General features: G+C 71.6%; 23 protein-coding genes. 13 read left to right on the forward strand and 10 right to left on the reverse strand.

Going from position 1 to position 23,491, the window contains the following annotated elements; genetic code table 11:
- Positions 1-6: 6 nt before the first annotated feature.
- From OG798_RS25675 to arfB, 3 genes are all read right to left on the reverse strand, one after another.
- A complete protein-coding gene (locus OG798_RS25675) occupies positions 7-981 on the reverse strand; it encodes a sigma-70 family RNA polymerase sigma factor (protein ID WP_095853959.1) in 975 nt (324 codons plus the stop codon).
- Positions 982-1,065: 84 nt separating this feature from the next.
- On the reverse strand, positions 1,066-1,353 hold the full coding sequence (locus tag OG798_RS25680) for a hypothetical protein (protein WP_067371743.1): 288 nt from the start codon (positions 1,351-1,353) through the stop codon (positions 1,066-1,068).
- Between the two features lie 133 nt (positions 1,354-1,486).
- Entirely contained in the window at positions 1,487-1,915 is a 429-nt protein-coding gene (gene arfB, locus OG798_RS25685) for an alternative ribosome rescue aminoacyl-tRNA hydrolase ArfB (protein WP_328757730.1), read from the reverse strand.
- Between the two features lie 204 nt (positions 1,916-2,119).
- Here arfB and OG798_RS25690 point away from each other — a divergent pair, with 204 nt between their 5' ends.
- The 5 genes from OG798_RS25690 (at position 2,120) to OG798_RS25710 (ending at position 4,965) form a co-directional block, all read left to right on the forward strand.
- Positions 2,120-2,695 (forward strand): TerD family protein, encoded by a 576-nt coding sequence (locus tag OG798_RS25690; RefSeq protein ID WP_054235130.1) that lies wholly within the window; start codon positions 2,120-2,122, stop codon positions 2,693-2,695.
- Positions 2,696-2,894: 199 nt separating this feature from the next.
- Positions 2,895-3,308, forward strand: coding sequence for a hypothetical protein (locus tag OG798_RS25695; protein WP_328757731.1), 414 nt, complete (start codon positions 2,895-2,897; stop codon positions 3,306-3,308).
- 47 nt (positions 3,309-3,355) lie between these two features.
- The gene (locus tag OG798_RS25700) at positions 3,356-3,538 is read left to right on the forward strand and encodes a hypothetical protein (protein WP_328757732.1); all 183 of its coding nucleotides are present in this window, start codon (positions 3,356-3,358) and stop codon (positions 3,536-3,538) included.
- 4 nt (positions 3,539-3,542) lie between these two features.
- Positions 3,543-4,364, forward strand: a complete 822-nt coding sequence (locus OG798_RS25705) for an SgcJ/EcaC family oxidoreductase (RefSeq protein ID WP_328757733.1) — start codon at positions 3,543-3,545, stop codon at positions 4,362-4,364.
- Between the two features lie 82 nt (positions 4,365-4,446).
- Positions 4,447-4,965: a GNAT family N-acetyltransferase gene (locus OG798_RS25710; RefSeq protein WP_328757734.1), complete on the forward strand. Its 519-nt coding sequence runs from the start codon at positions 4,447-4,449 to the stop codon at positions 4,963-4,965.
- 1 nt (position 4,966) lies between these two features.
- Here the strand turns inward: OG798_RS25710 and OG798_RS25715 are convergent, their stop codons facing one another.
- Positions 4,967-6,397 (reverse strand): M1 family metallopeptidase, encoded by a 1,431-nt coding sequence (locus tag OG798_RS25715; RefSeq protein WP_328757735.1) that lies wholly within the window; start codon positions 6,395-6,397, stop codon positions 4,967-4,969.
- A 143-nt stretch (positions 6,398-6,540) separates the two neighbouring features.
- Here OG798_RS25715 and OG798_RS25720 point away from each other — a divergent pair, with 143 nt between their 5' ends.
- Positions 6,541-7,041 (forward strand): hypothetical protein, encoded by a 501-nt coding sequence (locus tag OG798_RS25720; RefSeq protein ID WP_075027404.1) that lies wholly within the window; start codon positions 6,541-6,543, stop codon positions 7,039-7,041.
- A 29-nt stretch (positions 7,042-7,070) separates the two neighbouring features.
- Here the strand turns inward: OG798_RS25720 and OG798_RS25725 are convergent, their stop codons facing one another.
- Positions 7,071-7,775: a pentapeptide repeat-containing protein gene (locus OG798_RS25725; protein ID WP_095853957.1), complete on the reverse strand. Its 705-nt coding sequence runs from the start codon at positions 7,773-7,775 to the stop codon at positions 7,071-7,073.
- A gap of 165 nt (positions 7,776-7,940) precedes the next feature.
- Here OG798_RS25725 and OG798_RS25730 point away from each other — a divergent pair, with 165 nt between their 5' ends.
- Both OG798_RS25730 and OG798_RS25735 read left to right on the forward strand, forming a co-directional pair.
- On the forward strand, positions 7,941-8,921 hold the full coding sequence (locus OG798_RS25730) for a zinc-binding dehydrogenase (RefSeq protein ID WP_267062198.1): 981 nt from the start codon (positions 7,941-7,943) through the stop codon (positions 8,919-8,921).
- Positions 8,922-8,978: 57 nt separating this feature from the next.
- Positions 8,979-10,487 carry an MFS transporter gene (locus OG798_RS25735; RefSeq protein ID WP_328757736.1) on the forward strand — a complete coding sequence of 503 codons (1,509 nt, stop codon included), beginning with the start codon at positions 8,979-8,981 and terminating at the stop codon, positions 10,485-10,487.
- A 29-nt stretch (positions 10,488-10,516) separates the two neighbouring features.
- Here the strand turns inward: OG798_RS25735 and OG798_RS25740 are convergent, their stop codons facing one another.
- A complete protein-coding gene (locus OG798_RS25740; RefSeq protein ID WP_121415737.1) occupies positions 10,517-11,926 on the reverse strand; it encodes an NAD(P)/FAD-dependent oxidoreductase in 1,410 nt (469 codons plus the stop codon).
- 10 nt (positions 11,927-11,936) lie between these two features.
- Entirely contained in the window at positions 11,937-12,590 is a 654-nt protein-coding gene (locus tag OG798_RS25745) for a rhomboid-like protein (RefSeq protein WP_179436529.1), read from the reverse strand.
- On the opposite strand from OG798_RS25745, the gene OG798_RS25750 reads away from it, so the two are divergent.
- Complete coding sequence (locus tag OG798_RS25750) at positions 12,589-13,563, forward strand: aminoglycoside phosphotransferase family protein (RefSeq protein WP_413253556.1); 975 nt, start codon at positions 12,589-12,591, stop codon at positions 13,561-13,563. The two genes, OG798_RS25745 and OG798_RS25750, sit on opposite strands and share 2 nt — an antisense overlap.
- 13 nt (positions 13,564-13,576) lie before the next feature.
- On the opposite strand, the gene OG798_RS25755 is transcribed toward OG798_RS25750, so the two are convergent.
- Together OG798_RS25755 and OG798_RS25760 are read right to left on the reverse strand one after the other, a co-directional pair.
- Positions 13,577-15,328, reverse strand: a complete 1,752-nt coding sequence (locus OG798_RS25755) for an HEXXH motif domain-containing protein (protein ID WP_328757739.1) — start codon at positions 15,326-15,328, stop codon at positions 13,577-13,579.
- 11 nt (positions 15,329-15,339) lie between these two features.
- Positions 15,340-15,510, reverse strand: a complete 171-nt coding sequence (locus OG798_RS25760) for a hypothetical protein (protein WP_159064382.1) — start codon at positions 15,508-15,510, stop codon at positions 15,340-15,342.
- 195 nt (positions 15,511-15,705) lie between these two features.
- Between OG798_RS25760 and OG798_RS25765 the strand changes: the two genes are divergently transcribed.
- The 4 genes from OG798_RS25765 to OG798_RS25780 all read left to right on the forward strand — a co-directional run bounded on the left by OG798_RS25765 (position 15,706) and on the right by OG798_RS25780 (position 19,261).
- Positions 15,706-16,008, forward strand: a complete 303-nt coding sequence (locus OG798_RS25765) for a trypco2 family protein (RefSeq protein ID WP_095853951.1) — start codon at positions 15,706-15,708, stop codon at positions 16,006-16,008.
- A 3-nt stretch (positions 16,009-16,011) separates the two neighbouring features.
- A complete protein-coding gene (locus tag OG798_RS25770; RefSeq protein ID WP_097225499.1) occupies positions 16,012-17,127 on the forward strand; it encodes an effector-associated domain 2-containing protein in 1,116 nt (371 codons plus the stop codon).
- Positions 17,128-17,258: 131 nt separating this feature from the next.
- A complete protein-coding gene (locus tag OG798_RS25775) occupies positions 17,259-17,429 on the forward strand; it encodes a hypothetical protein (RefSeq protein WP_177324000.1) in 171 nt (56 codons plus the stop codon).
- Positions 17,430-17,446: 17 nt separating this feature from the next.
- Positions 17,447-19,261 carry an HEXXH motif domain-containing protein gene (locus OG798_RS25780; protein ID WP_328757740.1) on the forward strand — a complete coding sequence of 605 codons (1,815 nt, stop codon included), beginning with the start codon at positions 17,447-17,449 and terminating at the stop codon, positions 19,259-19,261.
- Positions 19,262-19,271: 10 nt separating this feature from the next.
- Here the strand turns inward: OG798_RS25780 and fxsT are convergent, their stop codons facing one another.
- Positions 19,272-23,174, reverse strand: coding sequence for an FxSxx-COOH system tetratricopeptide repeat protein (gene fxsT, locus OG798_RS25785; RefSeq protein WP_097225497.1), 3,903 nt, complete (start codon positions 23,172-23,174; stop codon positions 19,272-19,274).
- Positions 23,175-23,491: the final 317 nt, after the last annotated feature.

Raw genomic sequence — 23,491 nt, forward strand, 5'->3', positions numbered from 1 at the left:
GGGGGGCTACCGGTCGAGGACGGTGACGTCCAGCCCGGCCAGCCGCTCCGGGTCGTTGAGGATGTCGATGACGGCGATCCTGCCGTGCACGACCGTGAAGGCGAGGACACCGACGGGGCGCCCCTCCACGACCACGACCACACCCGCGGCGCCGTTGACGAGCGCGGGCCGGGCGATCCGGGCCAGGTGCGCGTACCCGCTCGCCCCCGAGGCCACGGCGATGGCACCGGCCGTCACCCCGCCCTCGCTCCGGGCCACCACGTCCGGGTCGAGCACGGCGACGAGCGCGTCGAAGTCGCCCTCCCGCGCCGCCGCGAGGAAGGCGTCCACGACCGCCCGCTGCCGCCCCAGGTCGGGATCGGGCACGGGCGCCCCGCCCTGGACCCTGCGCCGGGCCCGGCTGGCGAGCTGACGGGACGCCGCCGACGTACGGCCCACGAGGGGCGCGATCTCCTCGAAGGGCACCGCGAACAGGTCGTGCAGCACGAAGGCGAGCCGTTCGGCGGGCGTCAGCGTCTCCAGTACGACCAACAGGGCGAGGCCCACCGAGTCGGCGAGCAGCGCCTCCTGTTCGGGGTCGATGCCCGAGACGGGGCTGAGCACCGGCTCCGGCATCCGGACACCGGGCCCCTCCGCCAGGGGGCCGAGCGGCTCCTCACCGCGACTTCGGCGGGAGCGCAGCATGTCGAGACAGACCCGGCCGACGACGGTCGTCAGCCAGCCGCCGAGGTTGTCGACCCGGTCGGCGTCGACGCGGCTGAGCTTGAGCCAGGCCTCCTGGACGGCGTCGTCGGCCTCCGAGAGGGAGCCGAGCATGCGATAGGCGACGGCGCGGAGGTGACCGCGGTGGGATTCGAATCGCGCGGCGAGAAATTCGTTCGCGTTCGCGCCGTCCTTCGCGTTCTCGGCCTTCTTCGCGTTCGCGTTCTTCGCATTCTTGTCGTCATTCCCGTTCTCTCCGGGAAATTCGCTGTCGCTCATACGTCACATCTCCTGGTCGCCGCCGCGGTCCGGCACGGACTTGCCCGTCATGGCATTGACGGACCGCGGCCCCCTGATGTGACGTCACGTCTCCGGGACGGCGCTCAGTCGCAGTCGGCTGCCGTCCCCGGAGCGCTCCACTTCGACCTCGTTCACGGAATCGTCCGCGAAGCGGAGGGTGAAGTACGGACTGGCCTCGATCAGGAACTGCATGTCCTCACGCGCGCCGCTGTCCAGCGGCGCGGAGACGACGGCGTCCCACGCACGGGCGTCGGGCACGGCGGCCTGCCGCAACCGGACGGGGATCCGCGCCAGGCAGGTCGATCGATTGGCCCACCACTCCAGGTGCGCCCTGTCCTCGTATCCGTCCATTCCATGAGATTAGCGACAACTCGGCACAAAGGCCTGTCACCTCATACCCACGCAGTGGCCGACACGCCCACAGAAGAGACACCCACGGAAGACACGCGGGTGCCTCGGGTGCCGCGGGGTGCCTCGGGTGCTCCTAACCCCAGTCGCGTCCGGAGCGGCCCCGCTTGGTGTCGGAGCGCTGTTTCTTCTCGCGCAGCCGCCGCTCGTTGATCCCCCGGGGGATGCGGGTGGCCCGGCGGGGCTTGGGCGGTGGCGCGGTGGCCTCGGCGAGCAGGGAGGCGAGCCGTACGGCCGCGGTCTCCCGGTTGCGCCACTGCGACCGGTGCTCGGACGCGCGGACGCCGATGACGCCGTCGACGAGCCGCCCGGCGAGCTTGGCGAGGGCGCGGTCCTTCCAGACCGGGGGCAGTGCCTCGGTCTTCGCGAGGTCGAACCTCAGCTCGACCTGCGAGTCACTGGTGTTGACGTGCTGTCCGCCGGGCCCGCTGGAGCGGGAGAAACGCCACAGGAGCTCGGCCTCGGGGAGGGAGACGGAGCCGCGGATGACGTAAGGACCAGGCATGAGTCCATGGTCGCGTGGATGTCCGGTCCACGTCACCCCGTTTTCGCCGTCAGGTGTCCGCCAAGAGGGTAAAGAAAGTAAAGAGGGCAGGAACCTTCTACGCCCCTCTCGGCGTTCTTAGGTGTAGCTGTAGCTTCGTGCCCGTACGAAGCCCATACGTACGGGCACAGCGCACGTACGCAACGAGGGAAGGGACTCCCAACAATGGCTGTAAGCCTGTCCAAGGGTGGCAACGTCTCGCTCACCAAGGAGGCTCCGGGCCTGACCGCCGTCACCGTGGGCCTCGGCTGGGACGTCCGCACCACCACGGGCACCGACTTCGACCTCGACGCCTCGGCCATCGCGGTCAACACCCAGGGCAAGGTCTACTCCGACGGTCACTTCGTCTTCTTCAACAACAAGCAGACCCCGGACCAGACCATCGTCCACACCGGCGACAACCGCACGGGCGAGGGCGCGGGCGACGACGAGGCGATCAACGTCAACCTGGCGGGCCTCCCCGCCGACGTCGACAAGATCGTCTTCCCGGTCTCGATCTACGACGCGGAGAACCGCTCGCAGAACTTCGGCCAGGTCCGCAACGCCTACATCCGCATCATCAACCAGGCCGGCGGCGCCGAGATCGCTCGCTACGACCTGAGCGAGGACGCCGCCACCGAGACCGCCATGGTCTTCGGCGAGCTCTACCGCAACGGCGCGGAGTGGAAGTTCCGCGCGGTCGGCCAGGGCTACGCCTCGGGCCTCGTGGGCATCGCCCAGGACTTCGGCGTCAACGTCTGATCCGTACAAGGCGGTTGAAGGAGCCCCTGACCCGGGACACCGGGCCAGGGGCTCCTCGCGTTCCCACCACACGCGCCCCGCCCCCTGCCTCCGTAGGGATATCTCCACGTTCCGAGCAAGGTACTGAAACCTTCAAGCATTCACCTCTAGGCTCCCAGGCGTCCCGCTCACCCCCCACGGGAAACGGAGCCCCCACCTCATGTCCCACTCCCTGTCCGACTTATCGGACGAGCACTGTACGAACGACAGCGCTCCCCCCACCGTCCTGATGGACAACCAGGCACTCGACGACTTCCTCACCGCCGCGGTCACCGAGTACCAGCTCATCACCCCCCAAACCCCCCTCCCCTGCTTCGCCCTCCTCCTGGGCAACGCCGGCCGGGGCACCCTCCACGTCGAACGCGTCGCCTTCGGCCGCAACGCCCGCACCTCGGACCCGGCCGCCCGCCTCGAGTTCAGCGAGACGATCGTGCCCCGCTTCGGACCGGCCTACGAGAACGAGCACCGCGCCTGGTGGATCGACTCCCGGGACCTCCTCAAGGCCTCCAAGGAAGCGGACGCCCTGGGCCTGGAACTGCTGGGCTCCATCCACATGCACCCCGGCACCGCATAGGGCCGCCGCGGGAACGCGCCTTCGTTCTCAGCGAGCGCCCCACCCCCATGGACCGCCACGTCTTCGGGCGGACGGCCTGGCCGATCAACATCATCTGCTACCTGGAGCGCCGGGCCGACGCGTTCTACCACGCGCTCGCGGCCTGGGCTCCGCCCCCGGCCGAACATCTCGACAGTGACTGCACCGAACTCCCCCTGCGCGTCCGTACGAGCACCGCGGTAGGTGTCTGACGTCATGACGACCGCCGAAACGCACGCGATCCACACCCTGTGGAAAACGATGGCCCGCGCCTGGGCATCGGCCGACGCCGCGCTCTTCGCCTCCGTCTTCTCCCCGGACTGCGACTTCACCACCGTGCGGGGGGACAAGCCACCGGGCCGGGCGGGCATCGCGGCCGGCCACGACCGCCTGTTCCGTGCGCAGTACGCCTCGACGCGGCTGGACGCGAGGATCGTCGCGGTCCGTCACCTGCGTCCCGACCTGGCGACGGTCGAGGCCGAGTCGACGATCCTCACCGCCACGGGCGCGCCCCTGGCGACAACACACGCCTTGGCGATGGCGGAGCGGACCGCCACCGGGGACTGGCACCTCATCGCGTTCCACAACATGATCTTGGCGATCCCGAAAGAGACAGCCGCCGTGCCGCAGCCCACCGCGTCCGAACAGGCCCGTCCGAGCCTCCGCCACCTGGCGATCGTCGCCAAGGACCCGGAGAAACTGGCCGCCTTCTACACCTCGGTCTTCTCGATGGAACTCTTCCACCGGGACCCCGACGGCAGTTGCTTCCTCTCCGACGGCTATCTCTCCTTGGCCCTCATCAAGCACCGCCTCGACGGCGACACCCCGCTCGGCATGAACCACTTCGGCTTCCACGTCTCCGACACGGAAGCCACCTCGGCCGCGCTGGTCGAAGCGGGCGCGGACAAGCCCGCCGAACGCTTCACCGACCGCCCCTTCGCCGGGTACCGGGCCATGGACCCGGAGGGCAACTGGTTCGACCTCTCCGCACACGGCTTCGGCGGCCCCCGCCCCCCGTCCACCCCTGACGAGACCTGACCGTCCCCGCTCCTGCCCACCCGTGCCCGGCCACCACCGGGCACGGGACCGGCCGGCCAGCCCGTTGGCTAGCCTGCACCGGGTGATTCTCGAAGCCCTCGTACCCGGCCAGGACATCCCCGTCACCGTCCTCACCGAACTCGCCTCCCTCTACGCCTCCCAGCACGAGTTCTTCTCCCTCAGCGGGGACTTCCCCGACGCCCACGACATCCGGCCGGAGCAGGTCGCGGCGGCGCTCACCGAGGAGATGGCGCATCCGGGGGCCGAGGTGCTGCTCGCGCGGAGCGCGGGACGACTCGTCGGGGTCGCGATCACCCTCGCGCACCATCCCGACCCCACCGATCCGGATCCGTGGATCGGCCTGCTGATCGTGGACGCACGGGAGCGGCGGAAGGGATACGGACGTGAACTCGCGGCACTCGTCGAGGAGCGCTTCCGCCGCACCGGCCGAGACGCCACCCGCCTCGCCGTCCTCGACAACAACCCCCAGGGCCTCGCCTTCTGGACCGCCCTCGGCTACGAGACCATCGGACACCGCGAGGACCGCCAACTGGGCCGCCCCTGCGCGGTACTGCGCAAAGCACTGAACGGGAGGACCTGAGTCATGCCCGGGGCGGCTTGCCCTCTCCGTACAGCCAGTCCTTCCAGATGCCGCTGAAGTCCTTGCCCGGGGCCTTCTTCTCGACGTAGGCCGTGAAGTCGGCCGTGGACACGTTGGCGTGGCGGTGGGCGGCGGCCCAGCCCTGGATGATGTCGTAGAACGTGTCGTCGCCGACGGTCCGGCGGATCTTGTGCAGGACCATCGCGCCACGCTCGTAGACGGGCGGGTCGGAGATGTGGGCCGCGCTGGAGGGCTTGGCGGGCGGGAAGGCCCAGACCGCCTTGTTCTTCTCGGGGGTGTCGTAGTAGTCGCCCCGGTAGAGGGAGTTGAAGATCTCGTCGGCGCTCTCGCCGTCGTGGTCCTCCTGGTACAGCCACTCCGCGTACGTGGCGAAGCCCTCGTTGAGCCACATGTCCTGCCAGGACTTGGGCGTGACGGAGTCGCCGTACCACTGGTGGGCCAGTTCGTGGACGAGGATGCCGGTGTCCGGGGCGCCGGGGAAGACGGGGCGGGTCTGGGTCTCCAGGGCGTAGCCCGCGTCGTCGCGGCGTTCCACGATCGCGCCCGTCGAGGAGAAGGGGTACGGGCCGAAGTTGTACGCCTCCCAGTCCATGATCTCGGGGATCTCGGCCAGCACCTTCTTCGCGGCCGCGGTCTGCGTCGGGTCCACCGCCACGTACACGGGCAGGCCGTTCTTCGTCGTCGAGCGCGTGATGACGTACCGGCCGATCGCGACCGTGGCGACATAGCTCGCCATCGGTTCGGCCGTGTGCCAGGTGAAGGTCCTGCGGCCGTCGGCCGCCGTCGTCTCGCTCGTCAACTCGCCGTTGGAGACCGCCCGCAGGTCCTTCGGGACGGTGACGGCGATGTCGTACGTCGCCTTGTCGGAGGGGTGGTGGTTGCCGGGGAACCAGGCCATCGAGCCGGTGGGTTCACCGAGGGCGAGGGCGCCGTCGGCGGTTGGCAGCCAGCCCTCCTGCGAGCCGTCCCGGTCGGTGAGTGTCTCGGGGGTGCCCGAGTAGCGCACCGTCGCGCGGAACGTCTCGCCCTTGTCGAGGTCGGAGTGCGGGCGCACGGTCAGCTCCTGGCCCGCCCGGTTCCAGCGGGCCTCCTTGCCCTCGACGGTGACGGCGGTGACGTCCAGGCCCTTCAGGTCCAGGTTGAGGGCACTGAGGTTCTGGGTGGCCCGGGCGGTGATCTCGGCGGTGCCGTCGAGATGGTGCGCCTTGGGGTCGTAGGAGAGGGTCAGGGCGTAGTGCGTGACGTCGTAGCCACCGTTGCCCATCTTCGGGAAGTACGGATCCCGGGCCCCGGTGGCACCGGGCTTGCCGTGCACACCACCGCCGCCGCCGCACGCGGTGAGGGTGAGCGCGAGAGCGAGGGCGAGAGCCGGGGCCTGAGCAAAGCGGACGGTGACGGAAGATCGGGGCACACCGGCGATCCTACGAGGCTCCGACAACCCCACTCCAGGCCGCGCGCCCCGCCCGAGGGCCCGGCCGCCGGCCGGTGGGGGCCGGTCACGCCCGCGCCGCGGAACCGTGTCCCCTCCCCCGGGCCCATGACACCATCACCTACGTGCTCGACATCGGCTACGCCCTCTCCAACCGCTTCCCCGACCCCCCGCAGACCGACTACCGCCGCGCGGACGTCCACGCGCTGCGGCACGACCTGTTCTGCGGTGACGTCTATCTCGCCGACACCAAGGCGGACCGGGAGCTGTCCACGGCCTGGGGATGGGTGCCGGTGCTCGACTTCGCGTGGGCCCTGTGCGACATCGTGGAGCAGCTCGACCGGGACCCGCGCGGCAGCCGGGCCTCGCGCCCCCAGCACGCGGAGCTCGACTTCACCGAGTCGACGGACCGCATGCTCTTCGAGCGGCGCTTCGGCTGGGTGGACATCGAGGCCGACTGGATGCCGGGCGACGAGGAGCCACTGACCTTCTCCCACTCCGCACTGCGCCGCGAGGCCCGCGACTTCCTGCACGACCTGATCGCCGACCTCACGGACCTGCACGACGACCTCGCCGAGAACCCGGCGATCTGGACCCTCCAGGCCCGCTTCCCCCGAGTGGGCTGAGACCCCCGTACCCCCCACTCGACGCCGGCTCAGGACGCTCCCGGTCCCGGTCCCCCGTCCACCCGCACCCCCAGCGCCGCGGCGAACACGGGCGCCAGGTCGAGCAACTGGCTCGGACTGATCACCGCCCCCGCCAGCCGGTCCACGCCCCGCGCGATGTCCAGCTCCGCCGCGTGGCGCAGGTCCACGTCCGTCAGGGTGGCCGCGGTGAGGTCCGCCCCCTTCAGGACGCAGTCCACGAACTCCACGCGCTCCAGCCGGGCGGCCCCGAAATCCGGCTCGACCAGCACGCATCCCTCGAAGACGACGTCCTTGAGCCGGGCCTTGCGCAGGTTCAGATAGTCGATCTTGCCGCCGCGGATCAGGACCCGCTCCAGCACCGCCCCGTGCAACTGCACCCCGCCCAAGCGGGCGTCCACCAACTCGACGTCGCGCCAGGTCGACTCGGCGAGATCGGTGCCCACACCCCGTATGCCCGTCAGGACCGAGTCCAGCACCCGCGCGTGGTGCAGTCGCGTCTCGTCCAGCGCGCACCCCGTCAGGGCGCAGTCCATGAAGGTCGCTCCTCCGCCGTCCTGCCCGACGAAGTCCGCCTCCCGGAACTCCAGCCCGTCATAGTCCCCGTCCGGCTCCAGCTCGGAGCCGTCATGGGGTTCCAGCGGCGGCAACCGCACCTCCGGCCGCCGCGCCCCCTGGCCCCGCCCGCTCGCCCCGCCCGCCGCTTTTCGCACCATGCCCCCATCCTGCACGCCGCCACTGACAACGCCCCCGACCCGCGCCTCCGACCCCGCACACCCCTCACCCGCGCCTTGACCTCAAGCGCGCTTGAGGCTGAACGCTGAGCCGCACCACCACCGAGCGATCAAGCACGCCTCAGGACGTCAGCGAGGGAGACCGTCATGCACGCCATCCGCCTGCACACCTTCGGCCCGGCCGAGAACCTCACCTACGAGAAGACCGAGGATCCCGAGCCGGGCCCGGGGCAGGTCCGTATCGCCGTGGCCGCGGCCGGTGTCCACCTCCTGGACGCCGCCCTGCGCGCGGGCGCCCGGGGCCCGGCGCCCGCCCCCACCCCGCTGCCCACGATCCCCGGCCGTGAGGTCGCCGGCACCGTCGAGACCCTCGGTGCGGGCGTCGAGGGCCACTGGCTCGGCAGGCGCGTCGTCGCCCACCTCGGGTTCGCCCCCGGGGGCTACGCCGAACTGGCCGTCACCGACGTCGACCGCCTGCACGAGATCCCGGAGAACCTGGACTTCGCCCAAGCCGTCGCCATGATCGGCACGGGCCGTACGACGATGGGGATCCTCCAGTTCGCCGAGCTGGGCCCCGGCTCCGTGGCCCTGATCCCCGCCGCCGCGGGCGGTATCGGCACCCTGCTCGTGCAGTACGCCCGGCACGCGGGTGCCACCGTGATCGGTCTCGCGGGCGGCCCGGAGAAGGCGGCCCGCGTCCACGAGAACGGCGCCGACCTGGCCGTCGACTACAAGGACGGCGGCTGGCCGGACCGGGTCCGCGCCCATCTGGGCGGGAAGCCGGTCACCGTCGTCTTCGACGGCGTCGGCGGCGACGTCGCCCGCGCCGCCGTCGACCTCCTCGGCCCCGGCGGGAAACACCTCGTCTTCGGCTGGTCCGGCGAGGGCATCCAGAGCGGCGGGCCACTGCTCGTGGAGGGGGTGTCCGAGCAGGTCCTCGGCCCCGTGATGCTGCGCGCGGCGGGCGGTCCCGACCCCGTCCGCACGCTGGAGCTGAGGGCTCTCGCCGAAGCCGCCGCGGGCCGCCTCACCCCGGCCGTGACCCGTTTCCCGCTGGCCGCGGCGGCCGAGGCCCACCGGGCCCTGGAGACCCGCGCCACCCTCGGAAAGGTGGTTCTGGAGCCATGAATCGGGATCACCATCCGGAAAGATGCGATACATACCAATTCATGGTCTTCTGGGCAAGTGAGCCGCACCCGATCAGGTGAACGCGGCGCCCCTGGAACCTCCCAAGGCGCCGACTCCCGCCGCTGGTGGGGCCTGGTGGTCATCGCCCTCGCGCAGCTGATGGTCGTCCTCGACGCGACCATAGTGAACATCGCGCTTCCCTCCGCGCAGCGCGCTCTGGGCATGTCCGACGGCAACCGGCAGTGGGTCATCACCGCGTACACGCTGGCCTTCGGCGGTCTCCTGCTGCTCGGCGGCCGGATCGCGGACCTCGTCGGCCGCAGACGCACCTTCGTCTTCGGCCTCATCGGCTTCGCGGCCGCCTCCGCGATCGGCGGCGCGGCGGCCAACTCCGCCATGCTCTACGGCGCCCGCGCCCTCCAAGGCGCCTTCGCCGCCGTCCTGGCCCCCTCCGCGCTCAGCCTGCTGACCACCACCTTCACCCAGCCGAAGGAACGCGGAAAGGCCTTCGGCGTCTACAGCGCCCTCGCGGGCAGCGGCTCGGCGATCGGACTCATCATGGGCGGGCTGCTGACCGAGTACCTGAACTGGCGCTGGTGCCTGTACGTCAACATCCCCATCGCCGTCGTCGGGGTCTTCGGCGCGTTCGCGCTGCTGCCCGACCCCCCGGGCAACACCCGCGCCCGGCTCGACATCCCCGGTGTGCTGCTCGGCTGCGGCGGACTGGTCACGATCGTCTACGGAGTCAGCGAGGCGGAGCCGCGCGGCTGGACGGACCCGCTGGTGCTGGCCCTCCTCGCGGGCGGAATCGTGCTGCTGACCACGTTCGTGTACTGGCAGACGAGGGCCCCGAGCCCGCTGCTCCCGCTCCACATCATCAAGGACCGCACGCGCGCGGGCTGCTTCCTGACGATGGCCCTCGCCGTCATCGGCATGTTCGGCATTTTCCTGTTCATGACCTACTACCTGCAGGTCGTCCTCGGATACTCGCCCGTGTGGGCGGGCCTGGCCTTCCTGCCCATGACCGCCGCGATCGTCATCTGTACGACGCAGATCTCGGCGCGACTGCTGCGCCGCGTGGCACCGCGCGTGCTGATGGTCCCCGGAGCGCTCCTCGCGGCTTCCGGGATGCTGTTCTTCACCCACCTCACGGTCGACGCCGACTACGCGGGCCGGCTGCTGCCCGGTCTGATCCTGATGGGCCTCGGCATGGGCCTGATCTTCATGCCGGTCTTCGCCACCGCCACCGCCGGGGTCGCCCCACAGGACTCCGGCGTGACCTCCGCGACCGTCAACACCTCACAGCAGGTGGGCGGTTCGATCGGTACGGCCCTGCTGAACACGATCGCCACCACCAGCGGCGCGGTGTACATCGCCGCGCACCTCGCCAGCCCCACCCGGAAGGCCCTGATCGTCCGCGAGGGCATCGTGCACGGCTACACGGTCGCCATCTGGTGGGCCGCCGGAATCACGCTCCTGGCCGGTCTGGTCGCGGGCCTCATGGTCACCGCGAGGACCCCCAGACACGCGACCGCACCGGCCCCCGTGCCCGAGTCGGTCCCCTGAACCCGCTTCCCCAGCTCCCGCAGGGGTGGTCAGTGCCGGCCCGCGACGCGGTCCGCCATCCGTGCGAGCCGCGACGACTGCGCACTGTGCGTGGTGAGTTCGCGGCGGTCGGCCGTGCGGTAGGTGGCGTACATGCCCTGCACGCCCAGCCAGCGAAACGGCTCCGGCTCCCACTTGCGGACCTTGTGGCCGACCCACGGGAGGGCGGTCAGGTCGGTCGGGCCCGCCTGGCCCGAGTCCTGCTGGATCAGGTCCCGCAGGGTGCGCGCGGCGAGATTCGTCGTCGCGACGCCCGACCCGACGTAGCCGCCCGCCCAGCCGAGGCCGGTGGAGCGGTCCAGGGTGACGGTGGCGCACCAGTCGCGGGGGACGCCCAGGACGCCCGACCAGGCGTGCGCCACCCGTACGCCGGCCAGGGACGGGAAGAAGCGGACCAGGATCTCGTGGAGGGCGTCGATGGTCGCCTGCTGGGTGCGGCCGTCGTTGTCGGTGCGCGAGCCGAAGCGGTACGGGACGCCCCGGCCGCCGAGCGCGATGCGGTCGTCGGCGGTGCGCTGGGCGTACATGTAGGCGTGCGCCATGTCGCCGAGTGTCTCGCGGCCCTCCCAGCCGATCGTCGCCCACTGCTCCGGGGTCAGCCGCTCGGTCGCGATCATGGAGGAGTTCATGGGCAGCCAGGTGCGCTTCTGGCCTTTCAAGGAGGCCGTGAAGCCCTCCGTGCAGCGCAGGACGTAGGGGGCGCGCACAGTGCCGTACGGCGTGACCGCGTGCTTCGGGCGGATCTCGGTGACCGGCGTCTTCTCGTGGATCGTGACGCCGAGTGCCTCGGCGGCCGCCGCCAGCCCCTTGATGAGCTTCACCGGGTGCAGACGCGCCCCGTGCGGGGTCCAGGTCGAGCCGACCGCGTCCGCGACCCGGACGCGCTCGACGGTCTCCCGGGCGCCGTAGAGCTCGCGGTCCTTCTCGCCGTAGGAGAGCTCGTGCGCGTGGAAGGCCTTCAGGCGGGCCAGCTGGGCGGGCGTGTAGGCCACTTCGAGGACGCCGCCCTGGTGGACGTCCGCCTCGATGCCCTCTTCGGCGGTGACCCGGACGACCTCGTCGACCGTCTCGTTCATCGCCTTCTGGAGACGGACCGCCGCCTCGTGGCCGTGCAGCTTGGCGTACCGGTCGCGGCCCGCGATGCCGTTGTAGAGCCAGCCGCCGTTGCGCCCGGAGGCGCCGTAGCCGCAGAACTTCTGCTCCAGGACGGTGACGCGCAGGAAGGGGGCCGCCTTCTTGAGGTAGTACGCGGTCCACAGGCCCGTGTAGCCGCCTCCGACGATCACGACGTCGGCGGTCGCGTCGCCCGGGAGGGGCTCGCGGGGCTCGGGCAGACCGTCGTCCGCGTACCAGAAGGAGATGCCGCCGTTGGCCGTGCCGCTGCCTGTGCTGCTGCTCATGGCCGGGACGTTAACCCCTGAGGGTGGCCAGTGTCTCCTTCGGATTCCATGCTTTTCCGCGGCCTCTGACCAGCGGATAGCAGCAGAGACCTATCAGGATCGATATGAAATGCCCGAAATCGGTGAAGGTGCGGCCGGTGACCAGCGGCAGGCCGTAGACCGCGAGGATGACCGCCAGCCAGAGGTACCGCCACGGCACCGCGACGCGGTAGGTGAGGACCCCTATGACGCCCGCCAGCGCGTAGCTCACCCCGATGTCCAGGGTGTCGACCGCCGAGTGCGGCGCCGCCCCGCGCTTGATCGCGCCCAGCAGCGCTCCCTCACTGATCAGCGTCGCCAGGACGTGCGCGGCCACCGCGACCGCCAGCCAGCGCAGGGTGCCCAGCCAGCGCTCCGCCTGGGCGTGGAAGGCGGTGAACAGGACGGCGTACGGCAGCCAGAGACCGCCGTCGATCCACATCGCACTGGTGATCAGCACCCGTACGGGGCTGTCCGACAGCTCGTGGATGTTCGTGGACCGCTGGCGCAGGAAGTCCTCTTCGAAATCCGGAGACATGTGGTGCAGAGCCACTGTGGTGACGAAGAGGATCCCAAGCCACACGTAAGTGCCGGGGGCACTGCGTATGTAGCTCCCGACGCGGTGCAGGGCCCCGTCAATGCGCATGAGCCGCCTCACCGCCGCACGTAGGCTCGGCTCTGTGATCGACGTTCCGGTGGGTCTGACCGCCTCGCAGGACAAGTACAACGGAGCGGCGGGGCGCGCCTTCGTCGCCGGGCTGCCCGAGCGGGCGGCGCACTTCCTGGAGCGCTGGGAGCTGCGCCTCGACGGCCCCTCCATGCACGGTGTCACGGCGCTGGTCCTGCCGGTGCTGCGGGCCGACGGCACCCCGGCCGTGCTCAAGCTCCAGCTCCTGGACGAGGAGAGCGCGGGTGAGCCGGCCGCCCTGCGTGTCTGGGACGGTGGCGCGGCCGTACGTCTCCTCGCCCACGACGAGGCCACCTGCACCCTGCTGCTCGAACGGCTCGATCAGACCCGCATGTTGACGCACCTCCCCGACACACGCGAGGCCGCGCTGGTCGTCGCGCGGCTGCTGGCCCGGCTGACGGCCGTGCCGGCGCCGGAGGGGATGCGGCGGCTCGGTGACATCGCGGGGGCCATGCTGGAGCGGGTGCCGGGGGCCCTGAAACTGATCGCGGACCAGGCCGAGCGTCGTCTCGTCGAGGACTGCGCGGCGGCGGTGCGCGAGGTGGCGACCGAGCCGGGTGACCGTCTCCTCCACTGGGACCTCCATTACGACAACGTCCTGCAGGACCTCCGCGACCCCGACGGTCTCCAGGACGGGGACGCCCGCTCCGTCGGCCGCGGGCGCTGGGTCGCCATTGACCCCAAGCCGCTCGCGGGCGACCCCGGCTTCGACCTCTGCCCGGCGCTCGGCAACCGCTTCGAGCCCGCCGAGATCCGCTGGCGCTTCGACGCGATGACCGACGTCATGGGCCTGGATCGCGAGCGGGCCCGTGCCTGGACCCTCGGTCGTGTCCTACAGAACACTCTGTGGGACATCGAGGACGGCCGCCCGCTGGAGGCGGTCCAGCTGGAGATCGCGCGTCGGCTGCGGGGCGCCCCGCGCGGAACCTAGGTCCTCCTCTGGCTCAGGCCCCGTACGCGAGGGCGCGCCCCAGTGCCAGTGGATCGGCCTGCTCGTTCAGTTCGCCGTACAGGGCCATCGCCAGTTCCGGGCGGGCCAGCAGACCGTCTCCCGCCGGGTCTCCGGCGGCCCGCGCCGCGAGGCCGAGCCCGACCCAGGTCTCGGGGTCGCCCTCGCCGCGGGCGATGCGCGCACGGAACGCGCTCAGGGCCTCGGCGGTGCGGCCTTCCACCAGGGCGATGTCCTCGAGGCGCGCGCCGGCGACCACCGCGCCGGGGTCGTCCCGCAGCGCCGCGAAGCCCGCGGGGTCCGCCAGCAGCCATCGCAGCAGCACCGCCCGCGTGTCGATGCCCCGCGCCGGACTGCCCGGGACGGGCACGGGCTCGGGCTCGTCCGTCGTCCTGGGCAGCGGGTTTCCGTCGGCCCAGGCTGCCGCGTGGGCGCGGAGGGTCCCCGGCGCGGGCCGCAGATGGCAGGCGCGCCAGGTGGCACGGTGGTCGGCGACCGCCAGGGCCGCCGCGGCCCGGACCCGGGCCTCGACCGGTTCGTCGAGCCAGGGCTCGATGCGCCGCGTCAGCTCGGCCACCAGCCGCCGCCCCAGTTCGTTGAGCCCGTCCGCCGAACCGACGGCGCGCAGCGCGTACGCGGTCTGGCTGCGCCACAGCGCGAACTCGAACTGTCCGAGGGCGTGGCCGCGCCGCCGCCAGAACGCGGTGACGCCGAAAAAGGCGTACACGCCCTGGAGCAGCCCGCCCAGGGGACGGGGGTCGTCGCGCCAGGGGGCGTAGTGGAGCCGGGTGCCCTGGTCGTCGTACAGGGTGAACAGGTGCATGAACGCGCTGAGCTTGTTGTGCTGGAACTCGTGCACCAGCGTCGAGGCGAACTGCTCGGCGTCGTCCGGGGCCGATGCCAGGGCGGTGCCGAAGGCGTCGCCCGAGGACGCGCTGTGCGGCCGGAACCTCTCGGCGCGCGGACGGGGCACCACCGACACCAGCCCGCCGGCCAGTGCCTCGGCGACCTCGGTGTCGGTGCGCCGCAGGATGTCCCAGGCGGGGCCGAACAGGTCCTGCCACTCGGCGGCGGAGTCGATCGGTTCCACCCCGGTCGGTCCGCGCAGGTCGCGGTAGGGGTCGGTGTCGTCCAGGAGCATGGTGCAGCCGTCGGCGCGCAGCTCGGTCAGGGCGTGCCAGTCCGGCCCCCCGAGTGGGCGCCCGGCGATCCGCACGGATCCCGCCGAGGCGCTGACCTCGGCCACGTCCCAGTCCGCCCGGCCGGGCACCCGCATCGCCCCGAGCGCGGGCAGGACCACCCAGCCGTGGCGGACCGGGACGTCGGTACGGAACTCCAGGCCGACGCGAACGGCCGCGACCGCGGCGATCGCGTGGAGGTGCCCGGTGTCCGCCCAGAGGGGTGCGTCGTCCTGGGCCGTCCCGCGCAGCCGACGCAGCGTGTGCGCCGCCCACACACCCACGGCCGGATACGCCAGCAGGTCTTCCACCGCCTCCTTGGACACGGCCCAGGCGCGCGACAGCAACTTCCAGCCGTCCGCCAAGGGGGGCAGGGGGGCGGCCGGTGCCGTCGCGGCCGAGTCCAGCAGGGCCCGGACGACGAGCAGCCGCCAGCTCCGCTCGCTCACACGCAGACGGTCCACCGTCGCGGGGCCGCCCCCACCGCACAGCAGTTCGTCGAACGACTGCGTCGGCAGGACGTGGGACAGAACGTGGGGCAGGGCGTGGGACCGGGCCGTCTGGTGCACCTCTCGCGCCGCTACGCGTCGCGCTGCGGGTTGTAGCCGCCGAGGCTGCTCGCGGGGTCGTCGATACGGCTGAGCAGTCGGCGCATGGAGCCCTGCGCGGGCGGCAGGTCCAGCTGGGGCCACGCGTCCAGCGGAACGTCGCTGAGGTCGATCAGCTCGGACTCGACTCCGGACTTCTCCATGGCGGCGCCCCTGTGACAGTGAGGTGATGCGATCTATGCCTTAGATATCACTGAATATGGCGTTTCCAGGGATTTCAGGCTACTTGGGTGACCCTATTGCATCAACGTCGTCACACGGGGCCACAGCGCGGAATCGGCCCGGATCGGGTGACGGAAGGGCGGTGGGAGCACGGGCGGTGGGGGTAGGGACCGGGTGTGATTGAACTCGCTGAACTGATCGAGGAGTTGCGCAGGGAACTGACCGCGGCCCGGACGGCCGCGGAGGGGGAGGATCTGTACTTCGAGGTGGGTCCGGTGGAGCTGGAGGCGGCCGTGGTCGTGGAGCGGTCGGCGACGGCGGGCGGCAAGATCCGCTTCTGGGTGGTGGAGGCGGGCGCGGACGGACGGGTGGCGGACAGCGTCACGCACCGGGTGAAGCTGACGCTCGACCCGCGCACCCACAGCGGCGGCGGACGGGCCCCGTGGGTGGGCGGGGCCGAGACCGAACGAGAGCGCTGAGCCGTGGCGCCACAGGATCCGCGCCGCGGACTGGATCCGGTCCGGGTGGCGGAGGTGATGGTGCGACCGCTCGCGGGGCGGGGCCCGGGGCGGCGCGGTTCCGGCTACCGGGTGGGTCCCTGGTGGGTGCTCACCGCCGCGCACGTCGTCCGTGACGCGAGAACGGGAACCACCGACGTACGGTTCGAGGCCGACCGCGCCGACGAGTGGACCGTGGCCGCCCGGGTGGTACTGGCCTCGGAGCAGGCCGACGTGGCGCTCCTGGAACTGGACGGATCCGCGCCGCACGGCGTCCACGCGGCCGTGACCGAACCCCCCTCGTACGGGGCCGTGCCCGACGCGGACCTCGTCCTGCCGTGCAGCGCGATGGGCTTCCCCCGGTTCAAGCTGCGCGAGGACCGGATGCGACGGCTCGACGACGGCTCGGCGTCCCAGTACCGCGACTCCTGCCATGCGACGGGCATGACCTCGGTGCTGTCCAATCGCCGCGAGGGCACGCTCGAACTCGCCGTCACCCCGCCCGAGTCGGACGCCGAGCCGGACCGGTCGCCCTGGGAGGGCATGTCGGGCGCGGCGGTCTGGCACGACGACGCGATCGTCGGCCTGGTCAGCGCGCACCACCGCACGGACGGTCTCGGCCGCCTCGCCGCCGTCCGCGTGGACCGCTGGTACGAGCTGTTGACCAGGTCCGAACTGGCCCTGCTGCACGAGTGCGCCGGCCTGCCCGCGTCGGCGTCCGAGCTGCCCCGCATCCCGTCCGCACGGCCCGCCGCGGCGGGCCCGGTCACCCTGGCCGACCTGCGCGACGACCTGCCGCTGCGCGAACTCGACGGGCTGGTGGGCGCGTTGACGGCACTGCCCACGGTGAGCGACCGCACCACCCTGGCCCTGGTCCTGGGCAGCATCAACCCGGCCGTCGCGGCCATGAGTCCGAGGACACCGGCGCTGAGACCGGACGTGTTCGCCATCCTGCGGACCTGCCTTCGCTACCCGGGGACCTTGGACCAACTCCTCGAAGCGATACGGTTGATGGAGGGCGACTCCGCCGGGGTGGCCCGCATGGACGAAGAGGCGGTGGAGTTGTCCCGGCGCCACCGTCGAGCCGGTGAGAGCCGCTGACCTGATATCGCGCCGCCCAGCGGGTGCGGGGTTTCATCCTCGGCACGGCGGGCCATTATCAGGGGGATGTGAGCAGCCCGCATCCACAAATGCAGCCGGGGGGAAGGGGTTTGGCCGTCATGGAGCCGTCTGTGGCCGCCGTCGAGTCCAGCCTGGTCGATCTCGCGGGGGTATCTCTTGAAACGCTGCGCTCCATTGACAGCCGGGTCCTCGCCACGTCGCTGGAGGAACTGCAGCGAAGAATCGACCACCAGATGGCCAGCGTCAGCGGAATCGACGGCGGTGCCGAGCGTTTCGACTGACACCGCCGGGGTCGCTCGTGAGTGCTGAGCCGTCCCTGCCGCATCATCGCCTGCCGCCGGACAGCCTGGCCGAACTGGTCCGTGGTGAGGGCGGCCCGGCCACCCTCACCTCTTTGCTCGGGGCCGAACGCAGCCGTCGTCTGCTGTTGCTGAGGATGCTCGACGACGCCACGGATCTCGGCCCCGCGTGGGACCTCCTCAGCCAGGCGCAGCAACGCGCGCCCGCCCTTGTCGACGACCTGCTCATGTATCCGCAGACGGGCATGTGGCTGGCCACCGCGCTGCACCGGCTGCGGGGGACGGCGTCCGAGGCGGAGCCGCCGCTATGGGTGGTGCTCGGCCACTTCTCGGCGCTCGCTGCGGCGGCAGCGCTACGCGCGGAGCTGGACTTCGGCATCGAGGTGCCGGTGCGGCACGGCCGGGTGCCCTTGCCGACCCTGGGCTGTGCGGTGCTGCCCACGACCGAACCATGGACGACGGCCACCGTGCGGGCCGAGGCCGGGCGCGCCGTGGTGGAAGCGTCCGGGGCCGGGGTCGTGATACCGCTCCCGTTCGGTTCGGCGGGAGCGGGGTGGCATCCGGTGCGCCGGCTGACGGTCGGCCCGGCAGGCCGACGGCTCGAGATCGCGCTGGACGACGTGGATCCGTACCGGACGTATCCGCAGCCGACCGAGCCGCGTCCCCTGTCCGAGGAGGCCGCCGCGCACTGGGGGCAACTGCTGGAGCGGGCCTGGGCGGTGTTACTGAGAGAGCAGACCGGCACGGCGGAGGCCATGCGGCGGAGCGTGTTCTCACTGACGCCGACAGCGGCCAGGGAAAGGTTTCGGCCACGCAGTGTGACAGCCGGGGAGGCCTTCGGGGGCATCGAGGCCTCGGAACCGGACGACGCCATCGAACTGGCCGTCACCCTCGTGCACGAGTTCCAGCACACCAAACTGGGCGGACTGCTCCATCTGACGCCGCTGCTGACGGACGGCTCCGACGGCGGTACGGAGCTGTGGTACGCGCCTTGGCGGGACGATCCCCGGCCTCTTGGGGGGCTGCTGCAAGGCATTTACGCGTTTGTGGGGATCACCCGCTTCTGGCGCGCGCACCGCACGGCCGCGGCCGCGCAGACCGCCATGGCGCAGTTCGAGTTCGCGCTGTGGCGGACCCATGTGGCGACGGCGATGGAGCAGATCCACCGGCATCCGCGCTTCACACCGCTCGGCACGGCCCTGCTGGACACGCTGCGCGGCCACTGCGCGCAGTGGCTGGCGGAGCCGGTTCCCGAGGAGCAACGGGCCCTGGCTCGGTTGTGCACCGACGACCACGTCGCGCGCTGGCGGGCACACCACCTGCGGCCCGCCGCGCCTGCGGTCGACGCGGCCGTACGCGCCTGGCTGGACGGGGCGAGCGGCCCGCCCGGTGCCCTGGCCGCCGAGCCCGAGGTCGTGCCCGATCCCTCGGCGCGCTGGCTGGACAGCCTGGCGATGCTCGTCCGCTACCGCCTCGGCGACACGGACGACGACCGGCCCTCGCCCGACTGGCCCGAGAAGGCCGCGGCCCGCGTCACCGGAGCACTGGCCGGCGACGCCCTCCTGGCCGCGGGCGACGCCACAGCTGCCCGGCACGCCTACCTGGCGGACCTGGCCGTGCAGCCCGACCGGGCCGGAGCCTGGGCCGGCCTCGGCCGTGCCCTCGCCGCGGCGGACACCGAACCGACGGCGGCCCACCTGCTGTGCCACCACCCCGAACGGGCGCGAGCGGTGCACCGCTCCCTGCGGCAGGTCACGGACACCCCACCGGACCCGATCCACCTCGCCACCTGGCTCGGCTCGGCTCCGGCCTGACCGGGACGGATCACATCGGCATCGGGTCGATGTCGCAGTCGGTCCGCTTCCTGGCCCGGGCCTGCACGGTCGCCGGGTGGGGAGCGGACTCGGCAGACCTGAGGCGGGGCCCGTCCAGGACCCTCTCCATACGGCTCAGGGTGTCCGCGCGCAGCGCCTCGCCCGCCGCCTCCTCCCCGAGGGCGACGAGGTCCAGGGAGAGGTTCGCCGCACCCACCAACGTGGTCGGGTGGTCCTCACCCAGCCGCGTCCGGCACAACGCCACGGTCTTCTCGCCGAGTTCGCGGGCTTCCTCCACCCGCCCCAGCGCACTCAGATCGCTCGCCAAGTTGATGGCACAGGCCAACACGATCGGATGGCTCTCCCCGAGGCGCCCGGTCAGCGACTCCAGCGCCGCCTCGTCGAGTTGCCTGGCCTCCTGCGCCCGTCCCAGCAGCCGCAGCGTCACCGCCAGGTCGACGTCGGCAGCCAGGACATGCGGGTGGTCGTGCTGGTAGATGGTGCGGAAGCGTTCGCTGGCCTTCTCGCCACGCTCCCTGGCGGCCTCCAGCTGACCGTTCTGCCGCAACGCCACCGACAGGGCGAGCGCGGCGGTCAGGGACTCCGGGTGCGTGTCGCCGTAACGGCGGGTGAACTGGTCGAACGTGTCGCGCGCCAGTTCCAGCGCGGTGGTGTGGTCGCCCTCCTTGCGGCAGGCCTCGCTCAGCTGCCGCACGGTCCGCAGAGTCGTGGGGTTACCGGCTCCGAAGGCCGCCCGGTAGCCGTCGACGACCGCCTGCTGCAGCGACCGCGCGCCGACGTAGTCACCCGTCTCGCGCACGTCGACGGCGACGCTCGCCTCGGTCACCAGTGCCTGCTGGTGATCGCGGCCGAACAGCCGTGTCTTCATCGCGTGCGTGTGCCGGTCCAGTTCCAGCGCGCGCTGGAACTCGCCGACCAGCCGGAGGCTCACCCCGAGGTTGTGGGCGGTGACCAGCGTGGTGGGGTCGTCCTCGCCGAAGGCGCGCCGAGCACGCTCGTAGGCCATCTCGTCCAGTTCGGCACCGGCACCGAAGTCCCCCTGGTGGCGGCGTACCGCGGCTTCGAGGTTCAGCGCCACCAGTGCGTCCTCGCGTGTGTCCTCCTGGTTCGCGGGCGCGGTGCGGTCGTAGACGGCCCTGAGCTGGGCCACGAGCCGGGAGGCGTCGTCGTAGCGCCCGACCATCAGGTACAGGAAGCCCAGCCACCAACCCATCAGAAGCGTCTGCTGGTCCTCCTCCCCGAACAGCCGCTGCCACACCTCCCAGGCCTGCTCCGAGAACTCACGGGCGACCTTGTGATCCCCCCAGTACCAGAGGTACTTGGCGACGTTCATCACGAGCTCGCGCACCCACGGCTGGTCGGACTCGACGGCGCCCGACGCGATGACATGGCCGTAGAGCTCCGCGTAGCGCGGCCAGTTGGCCGACTGGTTGGGTCCCTTGGGGTCGGAGGCGGCCAGAAGGGTGTGGGCGCCATTGCGCATGCGCTTCTGTTCCTCGGGGGTCATGCGGTTGATCAGCACGGCCTGCACCAGGCGGTGCATCTCGATCGAGTTGGTCCGGTGGTCGATGCGGGCGAGAGAGTAGCGGTTGATCTCCCGAATGGCGCGGGCGAGCCGCATCGGGTCGTTGAGGGCCCGGTCGAGTTCGGGGTCGATGCTGGAACCGCCGAGGCCGGAGAAGATCGAACGGGAGATGGGGTCCGGCGCAAAGTACGAGCAGAGCTGGAGCAGCCGCAGCGCGGCGAGGCTGCGCGTCTCCAAGTGGTCCAGCGAGACGTTCCACGCGGCCGCGACCGGAAGCTGGTAGTCCGGCGGCGGTGACACCTCAAGGAGTTCACTGCGCTTGTCCTCGAACAGGCGCAGGTACTCCGATACCGGCATCCCCGTCTCCGCACGCCAGGCGGCGGCCTGTTCCAGCGCGAGCGGGAGGTCCCCGAGGGCATCGGCGAGGCGGTCCGCCTCGGCGTCGTCGAGGTCCCCGGGGGAACCCGAACGCCGCAGCAACTCCTTGCTCTCCTCCCGGGTGAAGACATCGACCTCCAGGGAGGGACCCACGACGCTCCAGCGCCGGTTGCGGGAGGTGACGAGGATGGTGCCGCTGCCGCCGGTGGGGAAGTAGTCGCGGACGCGTTCGGGACTGTCGGCGTTGTCGAAGATCAGCAGCCAGCGCGAGTACGGCCGCCCCTCGCGCAGCGCCTCGCGCACCGCGGGTCCGGCGATGTTGGCCTCGGCGCTGGTGCCCAGGCCGAGCCGCTGGGCGAGCTCCACCAGCGCCTGGCCGATCTGCCCGGGGCGCTCGGCGGGGATCCACCAGACGACGTCGTACTCGGACTGGTGCCGGTAGGCGTACTCGATCGCCATCTGGGTCTTGCCGACACCACCCATGCCGTGGATGGCCTCGGGCAGCACGGTGGTCGTGCCTTCCCGCAGGCGCTCTCGCAGTCGTTCCAGAAGGTCCACGCGGCCGGTGAAGTTCGGATTGCGCGGGGGGATGTTCCCCCAGATGCGCGGCTGCGTCGAGCGCGCGTTCTCCACCGTGGGCTGCTGCGTGGTGGCCATGTTCGTGGCTCCTTCTGAAGTTGTCTCGGGCCCCCTCGGGGCGTGTGCGGCATCCCCGTGGGCCCGGGTGGCGGGGTCCAGGTGCCGCGTATGGGTACGTGCGTCCTTGCCCAGGTTGACCGTGTTCTGCAGGTCGTACGCGCGCAGTGCCCGCGCGAGACGCTCGGCCGGGGGCAGGAAGCGTCCGGACAGGGCACGCAGCGCGGCCAGTTCGATGCGCAGGAACGCCACGTTCCGCGGGGTCACGGGCGGCACGTCGGTCGTCTCGAGGAGTTCGTCGGCGGCGGGCAGGACCGGGTCGGAGCCCTCCGGGACCGCCATCAGCACCCGTACGTCGTGCAGCACCCGCACGGTGTCCCGGCGGCGGGCCAGCGCCAATAACTCCTGGCGGATGTTCGGGCCGAAGGCGAAGACCATGTCGCCCGCGCGTTCGGCCTCCGCGCCCGCGGGCCGCACCAGACCACTCATCAGCAGCTCGGTGAGGTGGGCGGGTCCGGCACCCGGCACCGAGGCCGTCAGGGCGCTCATGACGTGCAGCGTCAGAGGAGCCGCCGCGAGGCGGCTGGCCAGCGCGAACGCGGTGGGCGAGGCGGCGGCCCGGAACTCCGAGACGCGCTCCCACGGGGGTACGGCGCTGGCGGGGTCGGGCACGTCGTCGACCCAGGGCACGGCACGCGCGGCGTCCGGCCGCCGCTTCCAGTCGCGGGCCCGCACGCCCGACATCTCCACGCCTTCCGAGGCCCGGCCCGTCACCAGGTCGACCCAGCCGGTGAGGGAGTGACCGGTCCGCTCCAGGACCGGGACGGGCACCACGCCGGCCCGTGCCGCCGGGTCGTCGTCCACCGGTTCGAGGGGAGAGGTGCGCAGCTCCCAGCCCAGGGAGTCGTTGGGCGCCCAGGGGTGCCCGGAGCGCAGGCGCATGCGGTAGACGTCCAAGCCGGTACGGAACCAGAGCCGTTGGGGCAGCAGGTGCATGACCGCGAGGGGCTCGGAGCGGCCGAGTTCGCGCAGCAGCGGCAGCACCGCGTCCGAACGCCAGCCCGCGGCCAGCCCGTCGGTCAGCACCAGCACCACCCGGTGTTCACCCACGGGCGGGGGCAGGTGCTCCAGGCGGATCCGGCCCGGCTCGGTGTCGTCCGAACTCAGCAGCCGTAAGCGGGTGATCGGGCCCAGCGTCTCCTGGCGGGCGAGTTCGTCGGCCAGTCGGGTGACCGTCTCGTCCCAGACCCGCATGGTCACGTAGTCGTCGACCACGAGCAGTACGTCCGGCGGCACGTCCGAGCGGTCCGCGGAAGAAGCCCGTCCGAGGCCACGCAGGGCGCGCGACACCACGTCGAGTGACGCTTCGTCAGAAGCCGGTGCCGGTGCGGATACCGATGTGGATACCGATGCCGATGCGGATGGTGGTCGTGGACCGTCGTCACACTGCATAAGCGCCCTCAGAACGTCCGGTCATGCCCGACGACGGAGGGAGCACCGAGGAGGAGTCCCGCAGTCCGCGGGCATGCGTGACATCCACGTGCCAAGCCTGGCAGTGGTCTGCTTGCGGTGCAACATGGCAGGCCACAGGAGACGGTAGAAGGGTCCGAAAGTCAATCGCCGGGTGGTACTTGCCCCCTGGGGACAGCCGGTGGCGCTGTCTCGCCAAT

Source organism: Streptomyces sp. NBC_00271 (assembly GCF_036178845.1).
Lineage (GTDB): Bacteria > Actinomycetota > Actinomycetes > Streptomycetales > Streptomycetaceae > Streptomyces.